We start from the raw sequence: 24,224 nt of genomic DNA on the forward strand, positions 1-24,224 counted from the left end.
GCTATAAGCGACTTTTCTATATTGACCTGATTAAATTAAACGTTATTTTAATTTGTTTTCTTCGGAAATAGCATCCATTAATATTTTCTTGGCTTTAGCGCCATGATCCGAGTAATCAAACATTGACATACTGCCCCACCCACTATAATCCGGAGCCCAATAACGGATACCGATAAGCCCATGTGTTTTACCCCACTGAACCACATCATGATAGATTGCGGCTTGTCCTTCTTCGTTATGCGGATATCCCTTGACCGTGTTTGACCATCCCGCATATGCGCCCTGCACTTCACCTGAAGGATAAGAAAACTCTGCGATAAATACAGGTATACCCACCTCTTTGTTAATCGCAGTAACTATTTTTTTGTACATAACCATTTTATCGATGTATACTCCTGGCGCACTGGGATAAAAACTAATTCCAGCAGTATCAATAGGGAATCCATTTTCCTTTAATGTCTTGAAATACGTGACTGCTGTTTTCACTGTTGTTACTACCGTGGCGATGTGAGTAGAAAACTTAACATTGCTTGAATCAAGTCCTAAACTAGTGTACGCCTCTTTAATCCCTTTAGCTACCGCAGTCATCTGCACTGCATTGTATTTCCATATATTATTCTTCAACCAATTGGTTCCCATCACAGAATAGACATGTCTCATGAAGCCCGGAACTTTTTCCAGCTTTTCGTTTACTGCGGTTTTCAATCCAATGCTTACCCCTGCAAAACCATAGTTTGCTTCGTTACCAATGTTCCAGTTCTCTACTTTGACGCCTGTTTTCAAAATTTCGGTTGCCACAAATTTTCCGTATGCTTCCAAGACCATGTTCATCTCATCCAAAGTTAATTCTTCCCAAGGTTTTCCGTTTTGCAGCGCATATATCTCGGGATATTCTTCGAAATTAGGTGCTTGCTGCCGATCCATATCCATGTATGTGTAAGCCAGCATAATTTCAGGGTTCAACGGTATATTTAGTTTGGCTGCCATTCGAGCTAGCTCTAATCCCTGCTCCAAGGTATGGTAATTTGCATTTGAGTCTTCCTCACCGTTAACGATATTATCCGCAGTAGGAGAGCGTTTAGTCGCAATTCTTGCGTACATTTCCGTAGCGCCTGATGAAATATACATCTTCTCTAATTCCTCTCGACTTTTCGCAGTAACTTCTCCTGCTTTATACGTAGTATTCCCCGTTTTAAATGCATCTCCCGAAAACGGGCTTACCGAAAGCGCTACACGGAACTTCTCCGTAGTTACAGCAGGTACATAATCTTTATCTTCCACATACACGGATAAATTTCTTACGATAATCCCTGCTATAATTAAAATAATGATAAGTATAGAGATCATGATCTTTGTTCTAGTTTTCATGTGATTGAATACATACTTTATTTTATTCATGATGAAAGAAGTCTCCCTTTATAGCTAAGCTAGGTAGTATTGTAATTAAAGTAATCATTTAATATGTGCTTCGTTAACAAAAAGAATGGCAATTGTCAGCATAACCTGAGTTAAAGAGACGAGGGTGATCCATATTCACCATATTTTAATTCTTCCCCTTTCAATTTTCTGAAACCCTTGAGCTACAAACTGAGCAACCTGTACCCCCATGATAACGAAAAATAAAGAAAAAAAAATCGTACGAAAGGGCAAGCCCTTTATGCACTATTGGGCAAAGAGTTGAGAGATCATAATACGGAATACTGTTTTCAAAAGTGGAAGTTTGCTATCAAATGTAAGATTCCTTATCAACAGCTCCATGACGCGAAATTCTCTCTCCTTCTACGTTTTGTCACTCTCATACCCAATGTTCTCGAAAACACTTTGTCAGACCACACGAACAATAAAGACAAAGGGCATTGTAGTTATCCTACAACACCCTTTTGTTTTAATGAAAAGCACCTTGTTTTTTCGGTTCATTTAATGTTTTTAAAAGCAGTTTAAACAGCATTTCTGTTTCCTCAGGGGTATTTGCCAACAATTCGCTTATGGAGAAGTCATATGCATATTTTATCATTGGATGGTCCAGCATACCGGGGGCATGCTCTTCAAGCATCTGAACAGCTATTGGCTCTTCTATTATTTCCTTAAGAGTGGAGTCCAGTGTAAACCTGTCTATTTTAAGATTGGTTTGTGTAGGATATCTGTAGGCGTAATCTCCAGAACCGACTTCAATGAAATCTTTTTGCTCAGGCAGTTTGATGATGGCAGTAGTATTGGCCGGGATTGTTACATTGACGATAATTTCTCCGTTCTCGCAAGACCATGAGCTCTTGATTTCGCCATATACTGAGTTATAAATGCCTTCAACTGCACTTATCCCCTTAATGAACTGAGGTTGGATCAAGATTTTTTTAAAGCCGGGTTCAATTTGATTAATACCAGCCAGCTTCCTGTACATCCATTCCCCAATAGATCCATATGCATAATGATTTAAGGAGTTCATGCCGGATGTATCAAAATCTCCATTAGGAAGAATGGAGTTCCACCGTTCCCAGATGGTTGTAGCTCCCTTCTTAACGGCATACAACCAGGACGGAAAATCCTCTTTTAGGAACAAGTTACCGGCAAGCTCGTGCAATTCATTCTCAGATAATACATGACACAGATATGGAGTGCCCACAAAACCAGTTGTAAGGTGATTCTTATGTTGGGCAATATTTGTCTCCAGTGTCTTGCGGACTCTCTCCCGGTGCTTGTCATCAACCAGATTAAAATGAAGAGCTAATACGCAAGCTGTTTGAGTTTCACTGACTAATCTGCCGGTTGCTGAAATATACTCTTCCTTGAACGCTAATTTGATTTGGCTGTGAAGAGTTTCGTACTTGGAGGCATCCTCCAATTTATTTAACAACTTGGCAGTCTTGGCGAGCAGCTCCGTGGAATAGGCATAATAAGCGTTAGCCACCAGATAAACGTCCGTAGCTCCAGTTCGCTCATTACTAATCTCTTCTTTATCAAGTCCGAGCCAGTCTCCGTATTGAAACCCTGTCTGCCACAGCCCATTAGCCCCGCAGCGGGCGGTGATGTAATCAACCCAACCCTTCATGCTGCCGTATTGCTGCTCGAGCAGCCTGAGATCACCATACATTTGATACATGGTCCAGGGAACAATAACTGCAGCATCGCCCCAAGCAGCGGCTCCTTCCTGATTCCCAAGAATATTAGGGATTACATGAGGGACGCCATATTGTTCAGTTTGTTCAGAAGCAAGATCACGCAGCCATTTTGTAAAGAAGGACGCAACGTTCATATTAAATGCAGAAGTTCCGGCAAACACTTGAGCATCTCCTGTCCAGCCAAGACGTTCATCTCTTTGAGGACAGTCCGTGGGAATGTCCAGGAAATTACCGCGCTGACTCCACTGGATGTTACTGAATAACTGGTTAACCATTTCATTGGAGGTTGTCAGATTACCTGTTTCCTCCAGATGTGAATGCAGTACGCAGGCTGTAAAAAACTCCGGCTGTACTACCTCTAACCCTTCTACCGCGATGTAACGAAATCCATGGAACGTGAAGTGCGGCCGGAAAATTTGTTCTTTACCGTTACAAATAAATCGATCAATAGATACAGCCTGCCGCAAAGTTTCAGGATACAAGTTACCTTCTTTATCAAGCACCTCGGCATGTCGGATGGTAATGACCTGGCCCTCACGCCCGGTAATCTGAAGTTCTACGAATCCGGTGACAATTTGTCCGAAATCTATAACCTTCTCTCCTTTTGGTGTCGTAATGAACTCCACCGCGGGAAGCCTCCTGGTAATTCTGACCGGTTCACTTTCCTGAGCGACAAGACGCTCTTTGTTATAGGAGAAAGGCAGCACATCATATAGCGTATCGTCTATAAAACAAGAATCGTAGGTCTCCCCCATGTAGATTTCGCTGGAGCGAATCATTCCCTTGGTTACCTTCCAGCTTTCATCCGTTACAATCATTTCTTTAGATCCGTCTGTATAGACGATGTGAAGTTCTGCGATAGCTGCCACTTTGTCACCGTAATGATTCGGAGTACAGGTAAAGCCGAATATCCCTTTATACCAGCCATTTCCAACGGTAATCTCGATTTTATTACTTTTTTCAAGCATACCGTCTAAACTATAGGTCTGGTATTGCAAACGCTCATTGTAATTTGTCCAACCAGGGGCAAAGTAGTGATCTCCTACTCTATTCCCGTTAACCGAAATCTCATAGACTCCTAATGAGGATGCATAGAGACGGGCTGACTGTATATCCTTTTCAACAGTGAAAATCTTTTGGAAAATGGGAGGTGCAGTCTCATCATCCGGGAAGGTATGTGTAATCCAATCTGCTGTAAAGTTACTTCCCTTCAGAAGACCTGTTTCAAAATGTCCTTCAATGCTTGCCTGATTGCCTTGGTTATCCCAAACGGTGACATGAACCTGGTATAGAGTGGCGGCCTGAAGCGGAGGTCCCGCATACTCTACCAGAATTGAAGTATCGGCTTCCACCTTACCTGTATCCCAAATTCTCTGAGTATCCTTTGTTACTGCAATCTGATATGCAGTCTGCATAACTCCCTGCGCTGAAGAAACTAATTGCCACGATACCCGCGGGTATGTTGTATCCAAGCCCAGGGGATTTTCCATGTATTCAATGCGAAGATTTTTTAGCTTCATATTGATCCACCTTTCCATAATTCAAAAATTTTATGATATCGCTTACTAATTTTATTTTTCAATAATTAATGCTTCAAATAAGCGATGCTACCGTTCCTCCCTAACCATTTTTACGTTCTTCCAATTCTTTAACAATTTGAGGATACTTCTCATCCAAATCGTACTTACGCAAGCAAAGATAAGTAAGAACAAAGATCACTAAAGGAAGATATACCGTCAGAACAAGGATACTGGTAATCGCTGAATCGGTTTGTGTTGCTAATGCCCCGTCATAGTTACCCAATGCCAATATCCAGCCGATCATTGCAGCTGCCAGACCCATACCAATCTTAACGCCAAAACTATTTGCACTGTTGACCATTCCAACTAATCGTTTGCCTGTCTTCCATTCACCATATTCCACCGTATTGTTCACCAGCACCCCGCCCACAGCCATCATTGGAATTGTTGCTAGTGTGGCGATACCTCCAAGGACTAAAGCCGCAATAAAGTTATATGGCATAAAGCAGCGAACAAGGGATGCAACGATGCCAAAAATCATACCAATTCGCGCTGTTCTTGCAAGTCCGAATTTTTTAATCATCGGTCCTACGATAGCGAAACCTAAAAATACCGGAATCAATCCAATGGCTCCCATGATTCCTATTAAATCTTCATTTCCGAGAATATACTTTGTGTAATAGATTCCTGTCGACCCGTTAAGCGTATACATCATGTTAATCAACAATTGTGCAAACAGCATAATGACCCAATATTTGTTTTTGAACAGAAGCTTGATGCTTTCCCAAAAAGGGACGTTATCAGTCTCGACTACTTTTACATTTCCATTGTTTTCTTTGGAAGCTAGGAATGTCAGTACCAATGCAATAAAAGATACAACGCCTAGCACAACGGCAACCATAATCCATGCGGATTGATCTCCACCAAACATATTGGTCACCGGAATTAGTGCGATTGAAATGATCATACCGATAAAATAGCCAAAGACAGTTCGAGTAAGGCCCATTTTCCCGCGTTCTTCTACACTTCTCGTCCGGATTGCCATTAAGCTTCCGTAAGGTATTGCAATCCCCGTATAAACAACGGCTGAGGCAAAGGCTACCGTAACTAGAGCATAGATGCTCTTTACAGTTGTTGATGCTTCAGCTGGTACTGTGAACAGTAATATGATGGAAGCCATTGCTGGCAGAGCCATCCATAGAATCCACGGTCTAGCCTTTCCGTATTTGGACTTTGTTGCATCGACAACTCTACCCATTACCAAGTCAGCAATAGCATTGATAAATTTGGTGATGAGCATAATTGTCCCCACCGTTGCGGCTGCAATGCCTACTTTATCTGTATAAAAATAAGTTAACATTCCGATCAGCCCGTTGATGGAGTTTAAGGCAATTTGCGCTGCGCCGTCTCCCAAGTAATGATGAGGTTTCATTGTTTTCTGAATACCTTGGGCATCAAGACCTAAAGCCTTAGACTTTTTGTTTGTTTCTACAATTGGTGGACTAGAGATATTCTGCTCAGCTCTCATTGTAGTTTTCCCTTCCTTCTCTCATAGATGTCACCGCTTTCAGGAATCATATCTGAAACGTTCAACGTTAGCATAACGACAGTCTAGGGTAGATTTAGTCTTGTCATATGATACAAGTAAAGGTTTCTGCACCATGGAATGAATGCTCCGTACCATCTGGAAGCTTAACAATTGCTGATGTCCCTACAGGTAATTTAGCTTTTAACAAAAATTGATGCTCCTCAATATGCCATTCGATCTCAATCAATCCCTGCTTGGTTGCCACACTACCCTTCGCCCAGTCTAGTTTACCAATGTGCGGTTCAATTCTAATGGTAGTTGCTCCCGGATCAGCGGGTGTTACACCTAGAATAGTAGCCGGGAATTCAGCCAGTGGAACAGCACTCCAAGCATGACAATCGCTTCTTGGATTCACTTCCATCTCTGGAAGCGTCGTCAAACCTTGTGAAGCGAATACACGCCAGCGATCCCACAGTCCAAATATTTTATGCTGTAGCCCCACTTTCTTTAAAGCTTGAATCATTAAATACGAGAACGGCAGCGTTACCCGGTGAATTTGCTCTTCCAGTGTGCGTTCCATCAGTCGTCGGGCTTCTTCTCCTTCGATTGCTCCTGCAAGGATCGATATAATCTGAGTGTGCTGACTATATATCTCCAGCCCAGGCATGTCGCGAAATAACTGACGTTCTTCTGACCAGGCAAGCTTTCTCAAGGCATTACACACTTGTTCTGCTCTCGATTCCATTGTTGATGCAGCTTGACTCCAGCCTGTAGCATGTAATAATGTTGCGGATTTCCTTAACGCTGCTGCATACATGAAACTCAGCAAAAACATGGGACGATCCACGCTCTCAGGCGGCGCACCGAGCGGCCATGCGTCAACCCAATCGAAGTAGGTCCAGTATCGGTTTGAAGTAACACCAACGATTCCGTCATCCGTTAACCTTGTATGAAACCAATCCATTAATTCAATGATGGCAGGCCGATATTGCTCCACTAATTGCAGGTCCCCATTAAACTCAAAATGCTCTGAGATCATATCTACCCAGTAAAGTGAAAAAGATGGAATGACTTGAGGCTCAACCGACGGGAAACGTGCCTGAAGTAATCCGGAAGGTTGTCTCGAACGATAAAAATCTTCTATGGTTCGCCTTGCCATTCTGTCATCGCCGCTAACATTATACGTAAACAGCATCATGAGTCGACTATCCATCGCATACTGGAGTTGTTCGTAATAAGGGCAGTCTTCATAAGTTTCATGCATACACAGTTGTAAAGTTCGAACGCTAAGATCCCAAATTTTGTTAAGTTCTTGATCTGAAGATTCAAATTTCGCTTTGACTTCTAATGGATATCTGGATTCTCTGTATGACAACTGCATCAGTTCAAGCGGGGCATCTTCTGTTTCTATTTCCAAACGAACGTAACGGAACGTTCTGAACCAGAAAGGCTCGTAGATCTCATCCGTAACCGTGTCATTTACTTGTCCTGCAACAATATAGGTATCAAATTCGCCCATTAACTGTCCGGTGCTGTCTTCTCGATCTCCTTTTTTTCGTTGTATTTCAGTGCTCTCGTGAGATTCATAACACTCCGCGGCCATTAATCTCACTTTAGCATCTCGGCCATTACGCATCCGTATGTTGAGATAACCGGTTGTCAATTTCCCGGCATCAAGATCCACCTGGATTTTATGTCTGCTTGGGATTACCAGCGATGATGTGTTATCAAGCGTATTTTGTAGAAACTGTTCAGTCTCTTCGACTCCAACTCCCGCTGCTTTTGTTACTTCTATAAATTGTTTTTCTTCTTCGTACATAAATGGTATGGGTCGAGGTAACAAGTTCCATGGACTAAGGATCCCGGCGAATCCATGTGTTTCGGCGAATGGGACAGCATGTTCCCAGGTAGAATCATCGTACTCGGGGAACTCCCAGCCTTGCGGTGCGTCTTTCCCTTCTACTTCTTCTACGCCTCCCATCCAACGGATAAGCTGTTTAGGCACATGCCTGTATCCGAGATGACGATAGGTACGCCAGTTTGCATCAGAGTGCAGTGACATTAATTCAGTGCCGGTTTCGTCTCGTAATGAGGCCTCTACTAGCAGGCCAGCAGACTGTGAGCGCCAAACGGAAATAGGCCCTCCCTCTCCAATTTTGAAAGGTTCCATCGCAGGATAACGGAGAACCTTTACTGAAAGTACGTTGTTACCTGTAATAAGATGTTCACTTACATCTACGGATTCGTAATATGTAGTGTGCATATCCCCTTTACAAGGACCGATCGAAACGGATTTACCGTTAACATAAAGTCTGTATCTGCTGTCTGCAGAAATATCAATCATCAATTTGGGTGATATCGATTCATCGATGTGGAAACTTCTTCGGAAATATACAAGGTGATGCTCGGTATTTGCCTGCTCCTCGGGCTGCCTGACATCCCATATCCATTTCCCTTTCCAGTAGCGGTTCTCCTGAACAGAAGCTTCACCATACTGCTGAAGCTTCTCGTTTAAGGAAGCCCCTCTCCCTTTTTCACCCGAGAACTGAACAGTACCCATGTATGGTAAAGAGATTGATCCAGTACAATTTTGATGTTGAAAAGTAAGTTCGATGTCATAAGACTGACCTGATGGATCTATTCCTTTAGCCGAAAGTACGTTTTCATTCAAACGAACCTGTTCAAAAGAAAGGTTTAGATTCATTGGTTCCGTTTCTACTGCAAGTTGAACGACTCCGCTTTTATCTTTAGTGATTGTAAACACGGCATAAAACTGTAGGTAGGGCGTCTTAATGGTTCCATTCCATAATTCATGCATCCAATTAACTCCATTCTTTTTTAATTCTTCTTCACATAAAAGCCTCAAATCAGCATGAATTGACTGTAATATTTCTTTGGATATAGGTGAATGTGGAAATGAAGAAAGCATTTTAAGAGTAAAGCCTTTGGTATAATCAAGGTACGGAGACTGTACCAGTTCTGGAAGATATCTATCCAGTATTGCTCTAGCCTTCTCATCACTCAACATATCGCCCAGAGTAGAAAATGATCCCCATTGGGGATTCGTTGTAATAAATTGTCTTTTCTTCAACCATTCCTCGCACAAAACTGGCCAATGCTGCGCCTCAAGATGATCTTCTGCCAAGCCAATTCCATGCATGCCACTTTCGAACAGATGTAATGCAAATGGAATCTTGTGCTTACGAAGTCCATTTGCGAACAGGAGACTGTTTTCCAAAGGTACACCGTTATCTTCAACCGTATGCCATAAAAACGCCGGTGGCGTATCTGCAGTAATCTGCTTTTCGTTGGATAATAGATTCAGTAGATCGGGATCTGTTTGCCGTTCTCCCAAAAGTGCTTCTCGGCTGCCTGTACTGGTAAATTCATCGCTCATTGTGATGACTGGATAGCCAAGAACCATGAGGTCAGGACGACTGCTTTGCTTAAGGATTGAATCATTAGAATGAGGATTTCCGAGATCAAAATGGGTCCCTACTGTTGATGCAAGGTGACCTCCCGCGGAGAATCCCATGATGCCAACCCTTTTTGAATCCACATTCCATTCAGATGCGTTTGCTCTAACAAGACGGATGGCTGTCTGAGCATCCTCTAACGGAGCAGGGTGTTGGTGTGGAGATACTCTGTAGTTCAATACAAAAGCAGAGATACCAATACGGTTGAGCCACAATGCGACTGGCTCTCCCTCATGATAAGCTCTTGTGGAATAAGCACCGCCTGGACAGATAATCATGGCAGGGTAAGAGTTATTTCCTTCTAAGATATATGGTGTCAGCAAATCCATAGTCATTCGCTCCTAGCATGTGATGGATCTATGATATAAATTTTAGCGGACAGATTTGGTTCGGAAAATAACTATATCTTAAGGTCTAATAATTCAATCTGAACTAGTTGTTATATTTCACAATCATGATGTAGTGACTGAATGTTATCATAAAAAAAAGGCACCTCTCTGGAGAAGTACCTTTAATCTATATTATCCGCGAGACATGTCGTTCGCTTCGCAACGGATAAACATGTTATAATGCTCCGTTATTAAACACTATATAAAGCAGGTTCTTTGTTTGTTAGCATATACCTTGCATCTATTATCCGAATGTCGTTTGCATGATCGGTTAGAGTCTGAAACTCTGGCCAGGCAGTAACAATGACACAAATATCACTACCTGCTACGATTTCATCCAGGGAGTTTGCCATCTTTAATGGAAGACTGTAGTGCTCTTCAAAATTCCTCATAGCCATCGGATCATAAGCAGAGAGATTGGTGCATCCCTCATCCAGAAGTGCTTCGATAATCCCTACTGCGGGGGAGTACCTAACATCATCGCTGCCAGGTTTAAAAGCTAAACCGAGTATGCCGATTTGTTCATCCCGGTGTTTTAGTCGTCCGATTACTTTTCTGACCGTATGTTCAGATATATCAAGATTTACTTCCATAACAGCGTTCAATATCTTTGCATCGACACCATATTGACTTGCCGTATTTTTCAGAGCAAGAGTGTCCTTAGGAAGACAATATCCTCCAAATCCGCAGCCGGGATAAACATAATTAACCATTCCAGCCGGAGAACCTGACCACCGTTTATCCATGTGTAAGAGATGGAATAACTCAGGTATATTCACCTGTCCTATATGTTCTGCAATGAGTGCCTGTTCATTTGCGAAGCTGATCATCGTTGCGAGCAATGCATTGGAAGAAAATTTGAGCATCTCTGCTGTTTCTGCGCTCACTTGGGCATATGGCACAGAAAAACTTTCATAAAGCTTTACAAGTAAATCTGACGTTATCCCATCTAATTCACCTATGATGATCCGATCAGGATGCATAAAGTCATCCCAAGCGTTACCTTCTCTCAAAAATTCCGGATTGTATGCCAAGCCGATGTCTTGTCCAACTCGAAGTCCGCAATCCTCTATAACTGGCTTGATCTTGGTGCGCATCGTGCCTGGAGGTATGGTTGATTTGACTATAATGCTTGGATAAGCATCTTTGGGTGAAAATCGACAAATGTCTTTGACTACATCAAGTAGAGTAGATAAATCGAGGCCTGCTCTTTCATGGTAAGGAGTCCCGACACATATAAAAATCAGCTTAGCATCGGAAAGGGATTCCACCAGACTGTCACACAGTACTAAATTTTCATTAAAATGTTCGTTCAACATGGGGGGTAAACCTGGCTCATGAAATGGAAGCTCACCCTTGCTCAATGCCATTCTTTTATAGATATCCGAGTCATATGCCTTTACCGAATAGCCCTTTTCCGCGAATCCCAGCGCGGCGGTTAGTCCGACAAAACCTAATCCAACAACAGTAATATTTATGGAATCTCTCACATTCATCTGCCCACCCCGCAGCTGATCAAGTAACGCCGAATTCCTTGTTCTAGTCCGATTTCAGGATTAAAACGCAGTATTTTTCTCGCTTTTTCAATGCTGGGGCATCTTCGTTGAGGGTTATGAGTCAAATAATGGGGATCAGCTGATTCTTGATATGTAACTGCAGGAAAATACCCTGTTAGTTCCCTTGAACATTCAGCAAATAGTTGTGCCAGACGGGATACGCTGATTTCTTGAGTATCGGCTCCAATATTAAATACATCAAATTCAGAATGAGTGATCACTTTAAAATACCCCACGATGGCATCGGCGATGTAACAATACGTTCGGGTTGGTGCACCATCTGATAGAATATCAATTGCTCGATTTTCTTTAATTGCTTTTGCAAAGTCTGCAGCAACTCTCTGATCACTTAGCTCAAGCCCGGGACCATAATTGTTAAAGGGGCGAACAATACGCACCGGGAGCTGATGCTCTTGATCATACAACGAGCAGATCGTTTCTCCCATTCGCTTGGACTCATCATAACAAGCCCTCGGTCCAATGGTAGCTACATTTCCGTTGTATTGTTCTGAGGTTGGTATATACTCTGGATCGGGATTACCATAAATCTCGCTGCTTGAAAAATATAATATGCCTTTCGGTTGGTGAGACAGACAAGCATGTAACAGGCGCTGCAGGCCAAATACATTAGCCTCCAGCGTACGCAGCGGATACTTCCGGTAAAATGATGGTGATGCGATGGATGCCATGTGAAAGATATAATCAGTCCCCGAGATATAATCAGAAAAAGAATCCGTAGTCACGTCAAAGACAACTGAAGTCACGGGCTCTCCTACGGCCTGAAGTCGTTCAAGCCATGTAGGAATTCCTTTAGGAAAACGATCCAAAACAGTAATATGTTTAATCGGTGTGCCTGACCTGTTTATATGTAAAAGGGCAAGCACGAGGTAGTAACCAATAAAACCTCCACCTCCGGTAATTAAAAACCGACATCCTGAGAATAAATGTCTCTGCTCCAATTTTTGAGTTATATAGTTCAAGTCTTCTTCAATGATTTCATTTCCGAAGAAACCAGGCTCCCATTGAAGGTTGAATGTACGAGATTGGTCATGTTCTATTGAATCTAACCCCATATTTTCCATGGTGCATTCCCTTCCTCCCATAATTGTTCCAATTCCTGTTTGTCCCGAATCGTATCCATACACGCCCAATAACCTTCATGATAATAGGCCATTAATTGCCCCTGATGAGCAAGCTCTGGTAATACATGGCGCTCTAACTCTGTCTGATCTCCATGGATATAATCCAATACCTCTGGTTCCATAACAAAAAAACCTGCGTTTATCCATTCATCAGATAACTGTCCCTTCTCTTGAAAGGAAGTTACTGTACCATCCTGACATTTCATTATGCCAAAGCGGGCTTTGGGTCTAACTGCTGTTACGGTTACAAGCTTGCCATGACTTTTATGGAAGCTTATCAGCTTATGAAGATCGATATCTCCTATACCGTCGCCATAAGTTAACATAAAGGGTTCACCGTGTAGACGCTGTTTCAAGCGCGCTATTCTTCCCCCTGTCATTGTGGCTTGTCCCGTATCGATTAGATTGATTTTCCAATTCAGTTTTGTTGCTGTTAGTAAATCGGTTTGATTTTGATCCAGACTCACAGAGAAATCGTTATTTAAAAACGGGTAATCCAGAAAATACTTTTTGATATAATTAGCTTTATATCCCAGAGCGAGCTCGAATTCATGAAACCCCTGCGAACTATATATATGCATAATGTGGCACAAAATTGGCATGTCACCGATCTCAACCATAGGTTTAGGACGTACTCTTGTTTCCTCTGCAAGTCTTGTACCTAAACCTCCACATAGAATCACTGTTTTCATTAGAAGTGACTCCCTTCGTTTCCGGTTTCGCGACTCATGGCTGCATGTTGCTGTGCATAATCCATAATCGTTTGATGCCATTTCATTCGTTCAATACTTAAATATCCTTCTGCTTGTCGATCATCTGGCTGAAGACAGCGTTCGGCGAATTCCTGTAGTTGATTTACATAATAATTCATGGGTTCAAATTGTTTTAAAAAAGTATGCGGATTAGAATCATTCAGACGAATTTTCAAGCTGTAGAAACCTGTTAATGGTCTGAAAAAGTTCGGGACAACCACTGTTGCCCGCTCAAAATAAAGCGTATGCATGGCTTTATATGGGAGCTCAAATGAAGTCAAAACACTCGCTTCCAACCCATTACCATATCGAAGTTTGGCATGAAACGTCCAGTCACAGCCATCCGGGCCATCAAAATTAGAAAAAGCTGAAGCTTGACTTCCTTCTAGACCTACAAGATGCTGTATCCATTGAAGCCAGTAACAACCAAGGTCATTAAAGCAGCCTCCGCCCTTGAGTTTCACACTACGATAATTATCACGATGACTATTGGATGCTGGAATGCTAATACGGGTTTCTGTCCGATGTAACAAGCCGTATTGACCGGAGTTCACAATGGCTTTGAGAGCAGATTGCCAGGGGTGATGTGCAGTTATTATCCCTTCCATGAAGACGAGTGAATGAGATTGATTCAGGGCACTCGCAAGTTGTCGGGCCTCCCCTTCCCCTAATCCTGCAGGTTTTTCTACAAGCACATGTTTGCCAGCCTTAAGTGCACGTAAAACCCATTCCATATGGAGATCATTGCTAAGTGCAATATAAACGGCATCAACATGAGGATGCTCCAGTACCTCCTCAAGAGTGTGCAGGACATGGGGTATGGAATATTGTTGGGCCAGGTGAAGTGCTTTCGAGCGGGTACGATTAGCTATGGCTACTACTTCCACCTGTGGTACATAAGGGATGACATCCAAAATAGCACGGCTAACAATAGCTGCACTGCCAAGTATGCCAAGCCGGCAAGTTTTTTTGTTGAGCTCGTTCATATATGAGTCAGCGACGATGAGCCATGCAGGTATAATACATTGCATTTTGAACAGGCGGGTGACAACTGTTTTCCTAATGTGGTTCGTATTTGATCATAAGCTTTGGAATGCCAAATATCCGATAATGATTGATCATGCAAGTTGCCTACAGAAAATTCGGAGAAAAACTTACAGGCACTTACATTGCCTGTCGGTGTAATATCTGCTCTTGTACTCAGTGCCAGACAATTCGAAGCACAGCGTGAAGTCATTGAACGACCACTCACGAAATCTTCGATTTCATCAAAGTCCAGTCCAGGCTGGTATCGAATCCGTGTTTTCCATGTATGTTCATTAATTGCCCTGAGATCCATCATTAGTGCTGGGATATGTTCGGGTTTGATGTGATATTTAAAAGCATGCCAGCTGCTGCGGTGCTGCTGGTCCATCGGATGAAGCCAATTGAATTTTTCCTGAAAAAAGGTATCCATTTCTGCCGATGTTTCATGCGAGATATACCATGGAAAGCATAATAAAACCAGATCAATCCCTTTTTCTTCAAAGAATTTCATTAATGGATGTAGTTGACCAATCATACTGTCGTTAATGACCGTGTGTATCGATATTTTCCCCTGAAACTTTCCTTCTTTACGTAGTTCCATCAGCCGGTCGATCTGTTTCATCACTTTGTCAAAGGATCCTTTTCCACGTATCAGATCATGTTCTTTCTCAAACCCTTCAATGGCAATAAGTAACTCAAGGTGAGGTGAGATACGACACAACTCATCTTCAAACTTCTCGATCAGGTATGCGTTAGTACAAATCGTTGTTTCACGGGGGTCTTTTTCAAGCAAGTCGAGAATACCACGAATATCCCGGTGGAAAAGCGGCTCTCCACCCCATAAATATAGTCTGGACTTCGTATTATGAGTTTCTTCCAATACGCGCTGAAAAACAGCAAGGTCCATGTCCATATTTTGTTCCGTTTTGTCCATATCGTGATGATAGCCCGACTCATTCCACTGGTAACAGTGCTTGCATCGCAGATTGCATCGATTGGTCAGTTTCAATGCAACCACTTCGGGCATGTCCAACTTAAACGAAGGGTTTAGCTTTCGCTCTCTATGCGGAATAACCACATTTCTCATCGTCCGTTTCAAAATCTCAAATGATTTATCATCCATTTCTACCCGACTGTTAGGCTGCATCATATCTCTTCCTTTCAGACTGAGATTTTGTTAAAAACTTGGCCGCGTTTTTGCCTATTACGGTTTTTCGTTATAAAACAGGCAGCATCCTTGGCATATAGGCAAAAGATGCTTACGAAGATAACGCCGATATTGCTTGTACTTTTCCCCTCTCCAGATCGTAGCAATGCTCTCGTCATTAACGTTGCCCAGCGTAAGATCATAATAAGCATGACAGGACGTAACATCACCTCTGGCGTTAATTTCTGTACTGATCCACGGAAAAGGGCAGCGTTTTTTGATATGCGTCATCGAATGCCAGTTAGCGGTGAAGTATTTCCTGATGTTATCTTCTGACATCTGTTGAGGATACGTATTCATATATTTGTTATTTTTTTCGCAAAATTCAGCTAGACGTTGAACTTGCTTCTCAATCAGACCCGCATCCATGTCAGAAAAAATGGCTGGATCACAGATAAATCCTTTGGATAGAGGTGCCTCTAGTACTCCAAATTCTTTTCTGAGAATCCCGCTATACTGTTGATGATTTTCCTCCGTTATATAAGCCTGCAGCTCAATACTGATGCAGTCCAGCTTGGAGATATCAATGGATTCAAAGAAAAATCGTTCCAGATGCCGGTGATTTGCAGGTGTAACGACCGTACTAATACCGATCTGCGGGTACGCACTTCCTGCTTGTTCTCTTAAGGAAAGCAGTTTGTTAATTCCGCGAATAGCTTTTTTAAACACGCCCTTACCACGCTGAGCATCATTAATTTCTTCCGGACCGTCGAGTGAAATCCATATCCGTTCAGGCGGAAATTGAATTAACATCTCTGCATGTTTCTCCAAAAGCGTTCCATTCGTCGGAAAATGAACTTTGCTTCCTGCTTCATGAATGGCCTGAAGGATTTCACCAATTTGAGGATGCAAGAGAGGTTCCCCTCCGTAGAGCTCGTAGTAAGGTTGGGCGGGTTTACAGGTTGCGATAATATCACGAATCACATCAATGCTTAACTGGTTTAAAACCTTATACTCACGATAAGGGCCTTTCTCTCCCCATTCGTAACACATTCTGCATCGAAGATTACAGCTCTCCAGCAGTTGTAAAAAAACCCACTTGGGTAATGAGACATCAAGCTTTGGCATGGTTATTGTGGATTCGATCTGCATGTAATGCCTCCTTCTCGGAATGAATGAAGCGGCTCAAATATTCTGTGGGATAATCTTGAATCTGTTCTCGTCTAGAGATCAGATTATGAGCAAGTTGTGCCAGTAGATTTTTGGAGTAGCCTTGCTCAGCCCATACGTTGTACGGTATGCCAAACCCATTTTCCTCCCAGATGGATGCATTACGCTTCTCATGCTCACCAAATGGTTCAAGCATAATGAGTGGTGTGCCTGATGCTAAAGAATCCATCAAAGCCCCTGCACCAGGCTTGGATACAACCGCCATGGCTTGGCGAACCAATCCATAGAGTCCGTGATGCTCAAAGGGTGTCTTGTAAACAAAAGGTTTACCAGAATCCGTAACAACGTATGGAGGAAATGTATGCATACCAGACTCGTCTCTGAACCATGTGCGCCAATGAGGATCATTCATTATATAGCGTAAACCTGGCGTATTTGAAGGGAAGACCTCTTCTTCTGTGTATGCTACAATATCCAAGTCATACCCATGTTCAGTGTCCAAGAGCTGACGAAGCTTTTCCCTGAAGGTTCCAATGCCCCATCCTCCTCCATGAATAACGAGACGACTTGCGCGTTCTTTGTATGGGACCGGCGGCTTGTCATCCACATCGAGTCGATACATCATCTCAAGCCTGTTTGGATGATACATCGGAACTTCCCGATAAAATGAGGCATAGTTGGGATTAAGCTTCAGTAATTGTTTCCATGAGGGAGATAGACTGGAGTCCACATACAACAGATCCACGTTAATTTCATCCTTTGTTCGTTCACGCAGCATATTCAGCACGTGGACCCAGTGCCCGGACAACACGATAAATCGAGTACGTCCTTCCTTCAGCCACTGGACAAGTAGAGACTCTACTGCAGCGAAGTTTAGACTTTGGCGAATGTCTCCAGGTATTCGTTGTGACGCAAGAGCGACAGCGAAATTTTCACGATAAGCCTGTCTGTTTTGGTCTGTTTTGAACTGCTTATCTTCCTCCATCACGTTTTCAAATACTTCAATGCAGGTTTCCAGACCGAGTTGTTGTAACCTTCTAGCGATGAGTAACCCCGGGATATAGAAACCCAATCCAAAACCGGAACACAATATAGTAATCTTTTGACCCATTCGCACCGTCTCCCCTAGCATAATAAGCTTGGAATCCCGACAAACTTGGGTTACGTAATCAAGTTTAGCCCGGAATCCAGCAATGACTGGTTAACTCCGGCAACTAGATTTTGCATATGCTGCTGGCTCTCGTAAATGACTGCAAAATAAAGTCGTCCCATGGTACGTTCATTCAAATTATGATTTGTCAAAGGAGATATAAGTGTTCCCGAGGAGAGTGGCAAGATGCCCATTCCCCTCTCTTTGGTGTACAAGATCTGCTGTTGATTTAAATTTTGAAGCAAGTGCTCATATTGGAAACGGGCAGGAACTTCGAGATTGAACTGTACCAGGCTACTATGCAGCTGTGGATTGCTAATTAAGCTATCTACACCGTGTTTAATTAAACTCATGGATTTTCGGGCATTTATTTCAACCAGAGGCTCTATTGAACCATCTTGTAATATCATAGAGTCGATACAAACATCGCCAAAGTAGCCGTCCTGGTATAATAAACTTCCGATTTCTAACATTTGATCCGTGTAACCTGAAGCATACAGATGCGCTTTAAACGATTCACTCATCGTATGTGAAGCACCGAATGCGTATCCATGATTATCAAGTTGTTGAAAAGAAACGAGTTGAACCTCGCCCGATTCATGGATATAAAGTTGGCAAGAGAAATCAAATTTACGATCCAGTAGAGGTTCTACGACAAAACGAATCAACTTTTCCTGTGCAGCTTGCTTATCCAGATACTTGATCAAACGAAGCAAGGCTTTTTCGGAGTGAATGACGAAATTCCCTTTTCCGGACACACCAAACTCATCCTTTAATAGCACAGCTCCGTCACAAAGCATTTCTCTGGTGATCGCAAGTAGTTGTTCCCTCCCCTCGACGACTCTGCCGACATTCGGCAGGTTCAGCCGATCGCGCATTTCAAGTGAGTACGATTTAGCATTAATTCGCTGTACAATATTTTGCTCGGGATAATGGGATGCAAGATGATACTTTTGTGCAAAAGCTAGTGTTCCAGGTATTGCCGCAAACGCTTCCAAGGTTGCTTTTTCCAAAGAGAAGCAAGATAGTAGTTGATCCGTAACATCAGAGAGATTCATGATTTCAAAGACATTTAAGTGATCTATTTCGCTCTCCCTTTCTGCGGTAAACCATGGATTTCGATTCATATGGATGTCATATCCGATCGAGCGAATGTAATCATGTTGAACGGAGTCCATGACATGGCGCGTAAGCAACAAGTCTCCGGTTTTACAAAAGACAAACAAAAGCTCGTCCATGGAATCAGTAATCTTCTTTGTTTGTATATTTTGTATGGCAGGAATAGAAGCAAGCCGGGAATCGCGCCAGTACCGCTCTGCTTCAAATGATCCACAATGTAGAGCAAAATTCATACGCTGGCCATCTGATGGATGAATTGCGAAAATTTCCGCACGGATTGCAGATGCTCCAGACTGAAATGATCAAAATCAACTTCAATATCGAACTCTTCTTCAATACGTAAAATAAAATTGATAATATTCAGTGAATCCATTCCTGCATCATGAGTTAAGTCAGAGGATTCGTTCAGCTTGTTAATCAGGCTTGGGTCCTCCTTGATTTCGGCTATGATCTCAATAATTTTAGTTGTCATTTTTTACAGTCTCCCTTTTTCGTAGTACCACCACGATATCCGTCTGGGGTACAAATAAATTGTAATTCGTTACATGCACTTGTCTCGTTTCGGTCACGGATTCAATCTTTAATTCAGGAGGAAGACAGCGCTTGATGTGAGTAATTAATGTTTCTTTGGTAAATCTCCAAATTACACCATCAATCGAAGAGTTCGCCATATAACCGCCGTCCGTTACAGAACCTGAAAGAGACTTGAGCACAACCGGGTCCGCAATAATGATGGATCCACCGTCACGTAACAGTCTGCAGCTCTCTACGAAGGCTTTTTTGTGATAACGAATGTGATGAAAGCTTCGTGCAAACAAAATCATATCGCAGCTATGATCTGGTAAAGGAGTCGGCTTATCAATGAAGGCATGAATATAAGAATCAAACCTTCCCCACTTCTTTCCAAGTTTTAGTGCATTTAAATTCGGATCCATGTTGAGGAAACGAATATCCTTCTGCTTGCGAAGGTACTTGTTCAATAAACCTGTACCACAGCCCACCTGAAGAACATCGCCCCTTAAAGGGGGTAAAACTTTATAGACATTACGAGGAATCGGGAAATTTTGAACGTACATGGCTAATTCGTAGAAAATCGGATAACGCTCTTGCAGTCGAACCAATTTACTGGTGTAGAAAGGCTTCCGCTTTTTGTGACGTTTAAAGTCCCATTTGTTCAAATAGTAGACGGGGGATAATAACAAGAACAGAATAATAAAGACTCCTTGGACGCCATAAATTCCAAGTTTGCTAAAGCGATCATTGGACTTATGAGGCATCATTTGTTCAGAAGTATCGAAAATGATCACTCCCCTCTCACAACTTATAAGTGGTGTAGAACTCAATTCTAGCAAGATAGAGTGATCCAATATATGGTTGAATACGCCAAAAAATACAGATATACTGTCCGTAAGCAGTGCTTCCTACCAAATGACTTACGAAGCGGAGGAAATCTGATCATGCACGATTCAATCGTATTTAGAGAAGAGTATTTTTTTGACTCCTTTAGCCCCGTCCATTTGAAGCTGACAAAAGAAGAGCCGTTTACGATGCTGCATCACCATGATTTTGTTGAAATCGCTTATGTATATGAAGGAGAAGGGCTTCATCAGATCGGGGATCAATGTATCCTGGTCTCCAAGGGAGATTTGTTTGTTATCCCTCCTGGTGTATCACATGCGTTTCAACCACTGGATTTGAAAGAACAGGCCCCGTTATATATTATGAATTGTCTGTATAAGCCGTTTTTGGAGAAATCATTTTTTCGTGGAGGACGCACATGGTCTATGTTCGTCGAGCAACGTAATGAATTTCGCAATGTATTCAGACAAATGTTACATCAACAGGAGGCTCGTACCGCACCATATTTAGCTGCTGCTCAATGCCAATTACTGAATAAACTATTCTACATTCTCTACAATAGTAATCAGCAGAAATTGTTCAGAAAGACCGAGATCAAGGATTTTTCAATACACCGGGCAATTCAATATATGGGAACCCATTATAGGGATACACTTACACTTCAAAAAATAAGCCAGCTTGTTGCGATGAGTACAAGAAATTTTCAACGAATGTTTAAAAAAGAAACGGGTATCAGTTATATTCAGATGTTGCAACACATTCGTATGTTATACAGTTGCAAATTACTGGAGTATTCAAACTGGAGTGTTCAACAAATTGCTCAAGCGATTGGCATCGATGACATGAAATATTTTTACAAATTATTTAGAGAACATTGTGGAACGACTCCAGGGGCATATAGGAAATACATAGGGATTTCTACTGGGTTATTTCGGGAGGATACGACATGTTAGATATACAACCTCTCAAAAGTTTCGATACCCCCTTTCAAGTAACGTCTTGTATTGATGATCACTTCAAAACGGTTACTAATTGGCTAGGTAGGGATATGAGAACGATGTACGCAGATGCATGTGTCTTTGAGTACGATGCTGATCCACAAAAACTTTTGCTGGATCGCATCGTCTATCCCCGTTTAAACCTGAGTTATCTGGACACCTATCATGGTATAAAAGTTGATTTTAGAGATCGAGATTTCAGTGGGACTATGCTGAACAGCAACGAGGATGAAAAGCCATTTCTGGACATGCTGCAGTCTGAGTTAGGTGCCGGCATGGCTGTATTGGTAGGTATTGATGTGTACTATTGTCCATGGTCTGACGGGTATCACAAAACGCATGCACGGCATTCCTGTCTTGCTGTAGGCATAGACCAGAAAGACCAGAAAATAATGCTGGTGGATGCGTATTACGGACAAAAAAATATGGAGATGGAGCTCCAATTGTTTTTGAACATTTCATTTTACTACGCTATCTTTCGTATAACGCATCCCTGCTCTTTTCACAACGATTGGAAAGGACTGCTATCTTCCAGTTTATATGAACAAACGGGCGTGCCAACAATGCAAAACAGTATCCGGAACTTAGAGCAATTTGCTGAGGCATATTTAAAAGAAGGAATCGTTATTTCAGATCCCAAAATGGATACACAACACGCTATCTTTCAATGGATGAAGTTTTCATTGGCCAGACTTAGATATGCATCGTTTATCTTTTACTTACATGAACGTTCTCAGGAGAATATGTTCCATACGATTGGAGGACAATATTTAGAGCTTGCTAGAAGGTGGGATGCTATCATGAATCAGTCCATCAAATGTTGTTTTTCTGGCAATGCCTTGAGTCAGCGTCAGAAAATATATAATAAAATGCTTTTTATCATTCAACATGAGGAAGAATTGATAAATCAATTGCAGGATTTGGCGTAATCCACTATATATCTTATCTGTTCACTTCTGTAAATTTGAGGTTAATGAAGTTATCAAATCATACAGGAGTGATTTTTTTATGTTTCAACATCATCAGATTGCATTGAATCAATTGGTTGAGCTTTTAAAACCTGATCCTACGATCAGAGCCATTATAACGGCGGGCTCAATCGCTCAAGGTAAAGCCAGAGAAAACTCGGATATTGACGTTTACATTGTCGTTACAGATGAATCTTTTGAAGAAAGAAAATTGCAACATCAACTATCATATACAAATCATGAGATCTGTGATTATCCTGAAGGGTATATTGACGGCAAGATTATCAATTATCGTTTTTTGGAACTCGCTGCTGCACAAGGCAGTGAACCTACAAGGTATTCTTTCTTGGGTTCTAAGGCCGTGTATTCAACCATTCCTCAACTGGATGAACTTCTTCAGCGAATCCCTGTGTACCCGGAACAAAATCGCGAGAAAAATATAGTGGATTTTTATTCGGAAATTTACTTGCACGCTTTCTATTTTGCCGGAGAAGCCGTCAAAAAAAACAATCCTTATCTGCTCTCCCATACTGTTAGCAATTTAGTTTTATTTGCCGGTCGGGCAATTTTGGCGATAAATCATCAGTTGTTTCCCTGCCATAAAGGTCTGATGAATGCAGTCTCTAGAGTAACCAATAAACCAGAAGGCTTTGTAGAATTGACTAATGATCTCATCGCTCATCCCAATTACGAAAAATGTATGGATTATGCCAAGATCATGCTTGGATTCTATGATCCCGACATTGCATTCGAGCAAGCGCTTACTATTTTTGTGGCCAACAATGAATGGAACTGGATCGATCAGGAACCGCCTCTAGCGGATCGTTAAGCAGAATAAAGCGAATACTGAATTTTCAAAATATCATCTCCCAAAGTCAGGTATCGAATTGGAACAAACTAAAAGGCCATCACGGTCTGAGTGTGATGGCCTTGTGTGTTTATTTAACGTATTTACCTAGGTGTTAGAGCGTAAGCCCGCCGTCTGCTACAATGATGGAACCCGTCATATAGCTCGATCCATCTGATGCGAGGAATGCCACAAGCTCAGCAAGCTCCTCGGGCTCGGCATAACGCCCAATACGCATATTAGGGAATTCTTCCGGCATATAATCGCTGTCCTGAAGCATTTGTGGCACAGCTGCTGTGAGTGAAGTTGCTACTCCGCCAGGGCATATTGCATTCACACGAATTCCTTTCCTCACGTATTCAATGGCTGCTGCTTTTGTTAAACCTGCAACACCATGTTTACTTGCTGTGTACGCAGCCAAACTGTGCTCTGCGCGGATTGCAGTTGTGGAGGCTGTGTTAATGATATGGCCATAGCCTTGTTGATCCATCACCTTGAGCGCATACTTCATACCCAGGAAAATCCCCTTCAGGTTGACATCAATAATCTTAGAGAACTCGTCCAATGATATTTCGTGGAAGGGTTGGAATTTTTGGATAATGCCAGCATTGTTAAATGCTACATCAATCTTGCCAAACGATTCTACCGCTTTTTGAATATAGTTCTGAACATCTCCTTCGTTGGATACATCTGCCTGAATGAAAATGGCTTCTCCCTCCTGCCCTTTCACCAGTTCAAGAGTTTCATTTCCCGTAGCTTCATTAAAATCAACCAGTACTAATTTAGCTCCTCTTGAAGCCATAAGGACTGCACTTGCTCTACCGATGCCACTACCCGCCCCCGTAATCGTAATCACTTTCCCAGCCAGAGAATCTGATTTTTTGTTCACCGTTTGATTTGCTGCCTTTGGAGTCTCTTCTTCTACAAAAGTTACATTAGCGAGATCTGCTTTTAATGCAGA

Annotated in this window: 18 protein-coding genes; 3 read left to right on the forward strand and 15 right to left on the reverse strand. The window is 42.2% G+C overall.

The features are described 5' to 3' along the window. Positions 1 to 42: 42 nt before the first annotated feature. The 14 genes from ACUTVW_RS07355 to ACUTVW_RS07420 form a co-directional block, all read right to left on the reverse strand. A complete protein-coding gene (locus ACUTVW_RS07355; protein WP_445645174.1) occupies positions 43 to 1,398 on the reverse strand; it encodes a glycosyl hydrolase 53 family protein in 1,356 nt (451 codons plus the stop codon). A gap of 487 nt (positions 1,399 to 1,885) precedes the next feature. Then, positions 1,886 to 4,636, reverse strand: coding sequence for a glycoside hydrolase family 78 protein (locus ACUTVW_RS07360; protein ID WP_445645175.1), 2,751 nt, complete (start codon positions 4,634 to 4,636; stop codon positions 1,886 to 1,888). A 100-nt stretch (positions 4,637 to 4,736) separates the two neighbouring features. Beyond that, positions 4,737 to 6,164 carry an MFS transporter gene (locus tag ACUTVW_RS07365; protein ID WP_445645176.1) on the reverse strand — a complete coding sequence of 476 codons (1,428 nt, stop codon included), beginning with the start codon at positions 6,162 to 6,164 and terminating at the stop codon, positions 4,737 to 4,739. A 103-nt stretch (positions 6,165 to 6,267) separates the two neighbouring features. Continuing rightward, on the reverse strand, positions 6,268 to 9,969 hold the full coding sequence (locus ACUTVW_RS07370; RefSeq protein WP_445645177.1) for an alpha-L-rhamnosidase-related protein: 3,702 nt from the start codon (positions 9,967 to 9,969) through the stop codon (positions 6,268 to 6,270). A gap of 251 nt (positions 9,970 to 10,220) precedes the next feature. Beyond that, positions 10,221 to 11,519, reverse strand: a complete 1,299-nt coding sequence (locus tag ACUTVW_RS07375; protein ID WP_445645178.1) for a UDP-glucose dehydrogenase family protein — start codon at positions 11,517 to 11,519, stop codon at positions 10,221 to 10,223. Positions 11,520 to 11,521: 2 nt separating this feature from the next. Further along, a complete protein-coding gene (locus tag ACUTVW_RS07380; RefSeq protein WP_216514284.1) occupies positions 11,522 to 12,667 on the reverse strand; it encodes an NAD-dependent epimerase/dehydratase family protein in 1,146 nt (381 codons plus the stop codon). Continuing rightward, on the reverse strand, positions 12,649 to 13,419 hold the full coding sequence (gene rfbF / locus ACUTVW_RS07385; RefSeq protein WP_145414311.1) for a glucose-1-phosphate cytidylyltransferase: 771 nt from the start codon (positions 13,417 to 13,419) through the stop codon (positions 12,649 to 12,651). Before rfbF ends, ACUTVW_RS07380 begins: the two co-directional genes overlap by 19 nt. Next, complete coding sequence (locus ACUTVW_RS07390; protein WP_445645179.1) at positions 13,419 to 14,465, reverse strand: Gfo/Idh/MocA family protein; 1,047 nt, start codon at positions 14,463 to 14,465, stop codon at positions 13,419 to 13,421. The genes rfbF and ACUTVW_RS07390 overlap by 1 nt, the downstream gene beginning before the upstream one ends. After that, positions 14,462 to 15,652 carry a radical SAM protein gene (locus tag ACUTVW_RS07395; RefSeq protein WP_445645482.1) on the reverse strand — a complete coding sequence of 397 codons (1,191 nt, stop codon included), beginning with the start codon at positions 15,650 to 15,652 and terminating at the stop codon, positions 14,462 to 14,464. Before ACUTVW_RS07395 ends, ACUTVW_RS07390 begins: the two co-directional genes overlap by 4 nt. Positions 15,653 to 15,709: 57 nt before the next feature. Further along, complete coding sequence (locus ACUTVW_RS07400; RefSeq protein ID WP_445645180.1) at positions 15,710 to 16,804, reverse strand: radical SAM protein; 1,095 nt, start codon at positions 16,802 to 16,804, stop codon at positions 15,710 to 15,712. Next, positions 16,767 to 17,933: a UDP-glucuronosyltransferase gene (locus ACUTVW_RS07405; RefSeq protein WP_445645181.1), complete on the reverse strand. Its 1,167-nt coding sequence runs from the start codon at positions 17,931 to 17,933 to the stop codon at positions 16,767 to 16,769. Before ACUTVW_RS07405 ends, ACUTVW_RS07400 begins: the two co-directional genes overlap by 38 nt. 50 nt (positions 17,934 to 17,983) lie before the next feature. Further along, positions 17,984 to 19,210: a hypothetical protein gene (locus tag ACUTVW_RS07410; RefSeq protein ID WP_445645182.1), complete on the reverse strand. Its 1,227-nt coding sequence runs from the start codon at positions 19,208 to 19,210 to the stop codon at positions 17,984 to 17,986. A 110-nt stretch (positions 19,211 to 19,320) separates the two neighbouring features. Further along, positions 19,321 to 19,563 (reverse strand): acyl carrier protein, encoded by a 243-nt coding sequence (locus ACUTVW_RS07415; protein ID WP_445645183.1) that lies wholly within the window; start codon positions 19,561 to 19,563, stop codon positions 19,321 to 19,323. Then, positions 19,553 to 20,398, reverse strand: coding sequence for a class I SAM-dependent methyltransferase (locus ACUTVW_RS07420; protein WP_145414308.1), 846 nt, complete (start codon positions 20,396 to 20,398; stop codon positions 19,553 to 19,555). Before ACUTVW_RS07420 ends, ACUTVW_RS07415 begins: the two co-directional genes overlap by 11 nt. Positions 20,399 to 20,548: 150 nt before the next feature. Here ACUTVW_RS07420 and ACUTVW_RS07425 point away from each other — a divergent pair, with 150 nt between their 5' ends. From ACUTVW_RS07425 to ACUTVW_RS07435, 3 genes are all read left to right on the forward strand, one after another. Next, a complete protein-coding gene (locus ACUTVW_RS07425; RefSeq protein WP_445645184.1) occupies positions 20,549 to 21,403 on the forward strand; it encodes a helix-turn-helix domain-containing protein in 855 nt (284 codons plus the stop codon). Then, positions 21,397 to 22,377 carry a hypothetical protein gene (locus ACUTVW_RS07430; RefSeq protein ID WP_441930174.1) on the forward strand — a complete coding sequence of 327 codons (981 nt, stop codon included), beginning with the start codon at positions 21,397 to 21,399 and terminating at the stop codon, positions 22,375 to 22,377. Before ACUTVW_RS07425 ends, ACUTVW_RS07430 begins: the two co-directional genes overlap by 7 nt. 79 nt (positions 22,378 to 22,456) lie before the next feature. Next, on the forward strand, positions 22,457 to 23,245 hold the full coding sequence (locus ACUTVW_RS07435; RefSeq protein ID WP_441930175.1) for a nucleotidyltransferase domain-containing protein: 789 nt from the start codon (positions 22,457 to 22,459) through the stop codon (positions 23,243 to 23,245). A 133-nt stretch (positions 23,246 to 23,378) separates the two neighbouring features. On the opposite strand, the gene ACUTVW_RS07440 is transcribed toward ACUTVW_RS07435, so the two are convergent. Then, the gene (locus tag ACUTVW_RS07440) at positions 23,379 to 24,131 is read right to left on the reverse strand and encodes an SDR family NAD(P)-dependent oxidoreductase (RefSeq protein ID WP_441930210.1); all 753 of its coding nucleotides are present in this window, start codon (positions 24,129 to 24,131) and stop codon (positions 23,379 to 23,381) included. Positions 24,132 to 24,224 lie beyond the last annotated feature (93 nt).

It is taken from the genome of Paenibacillus sp. TSA_86.1 (genome assembly GCF_052691815.1).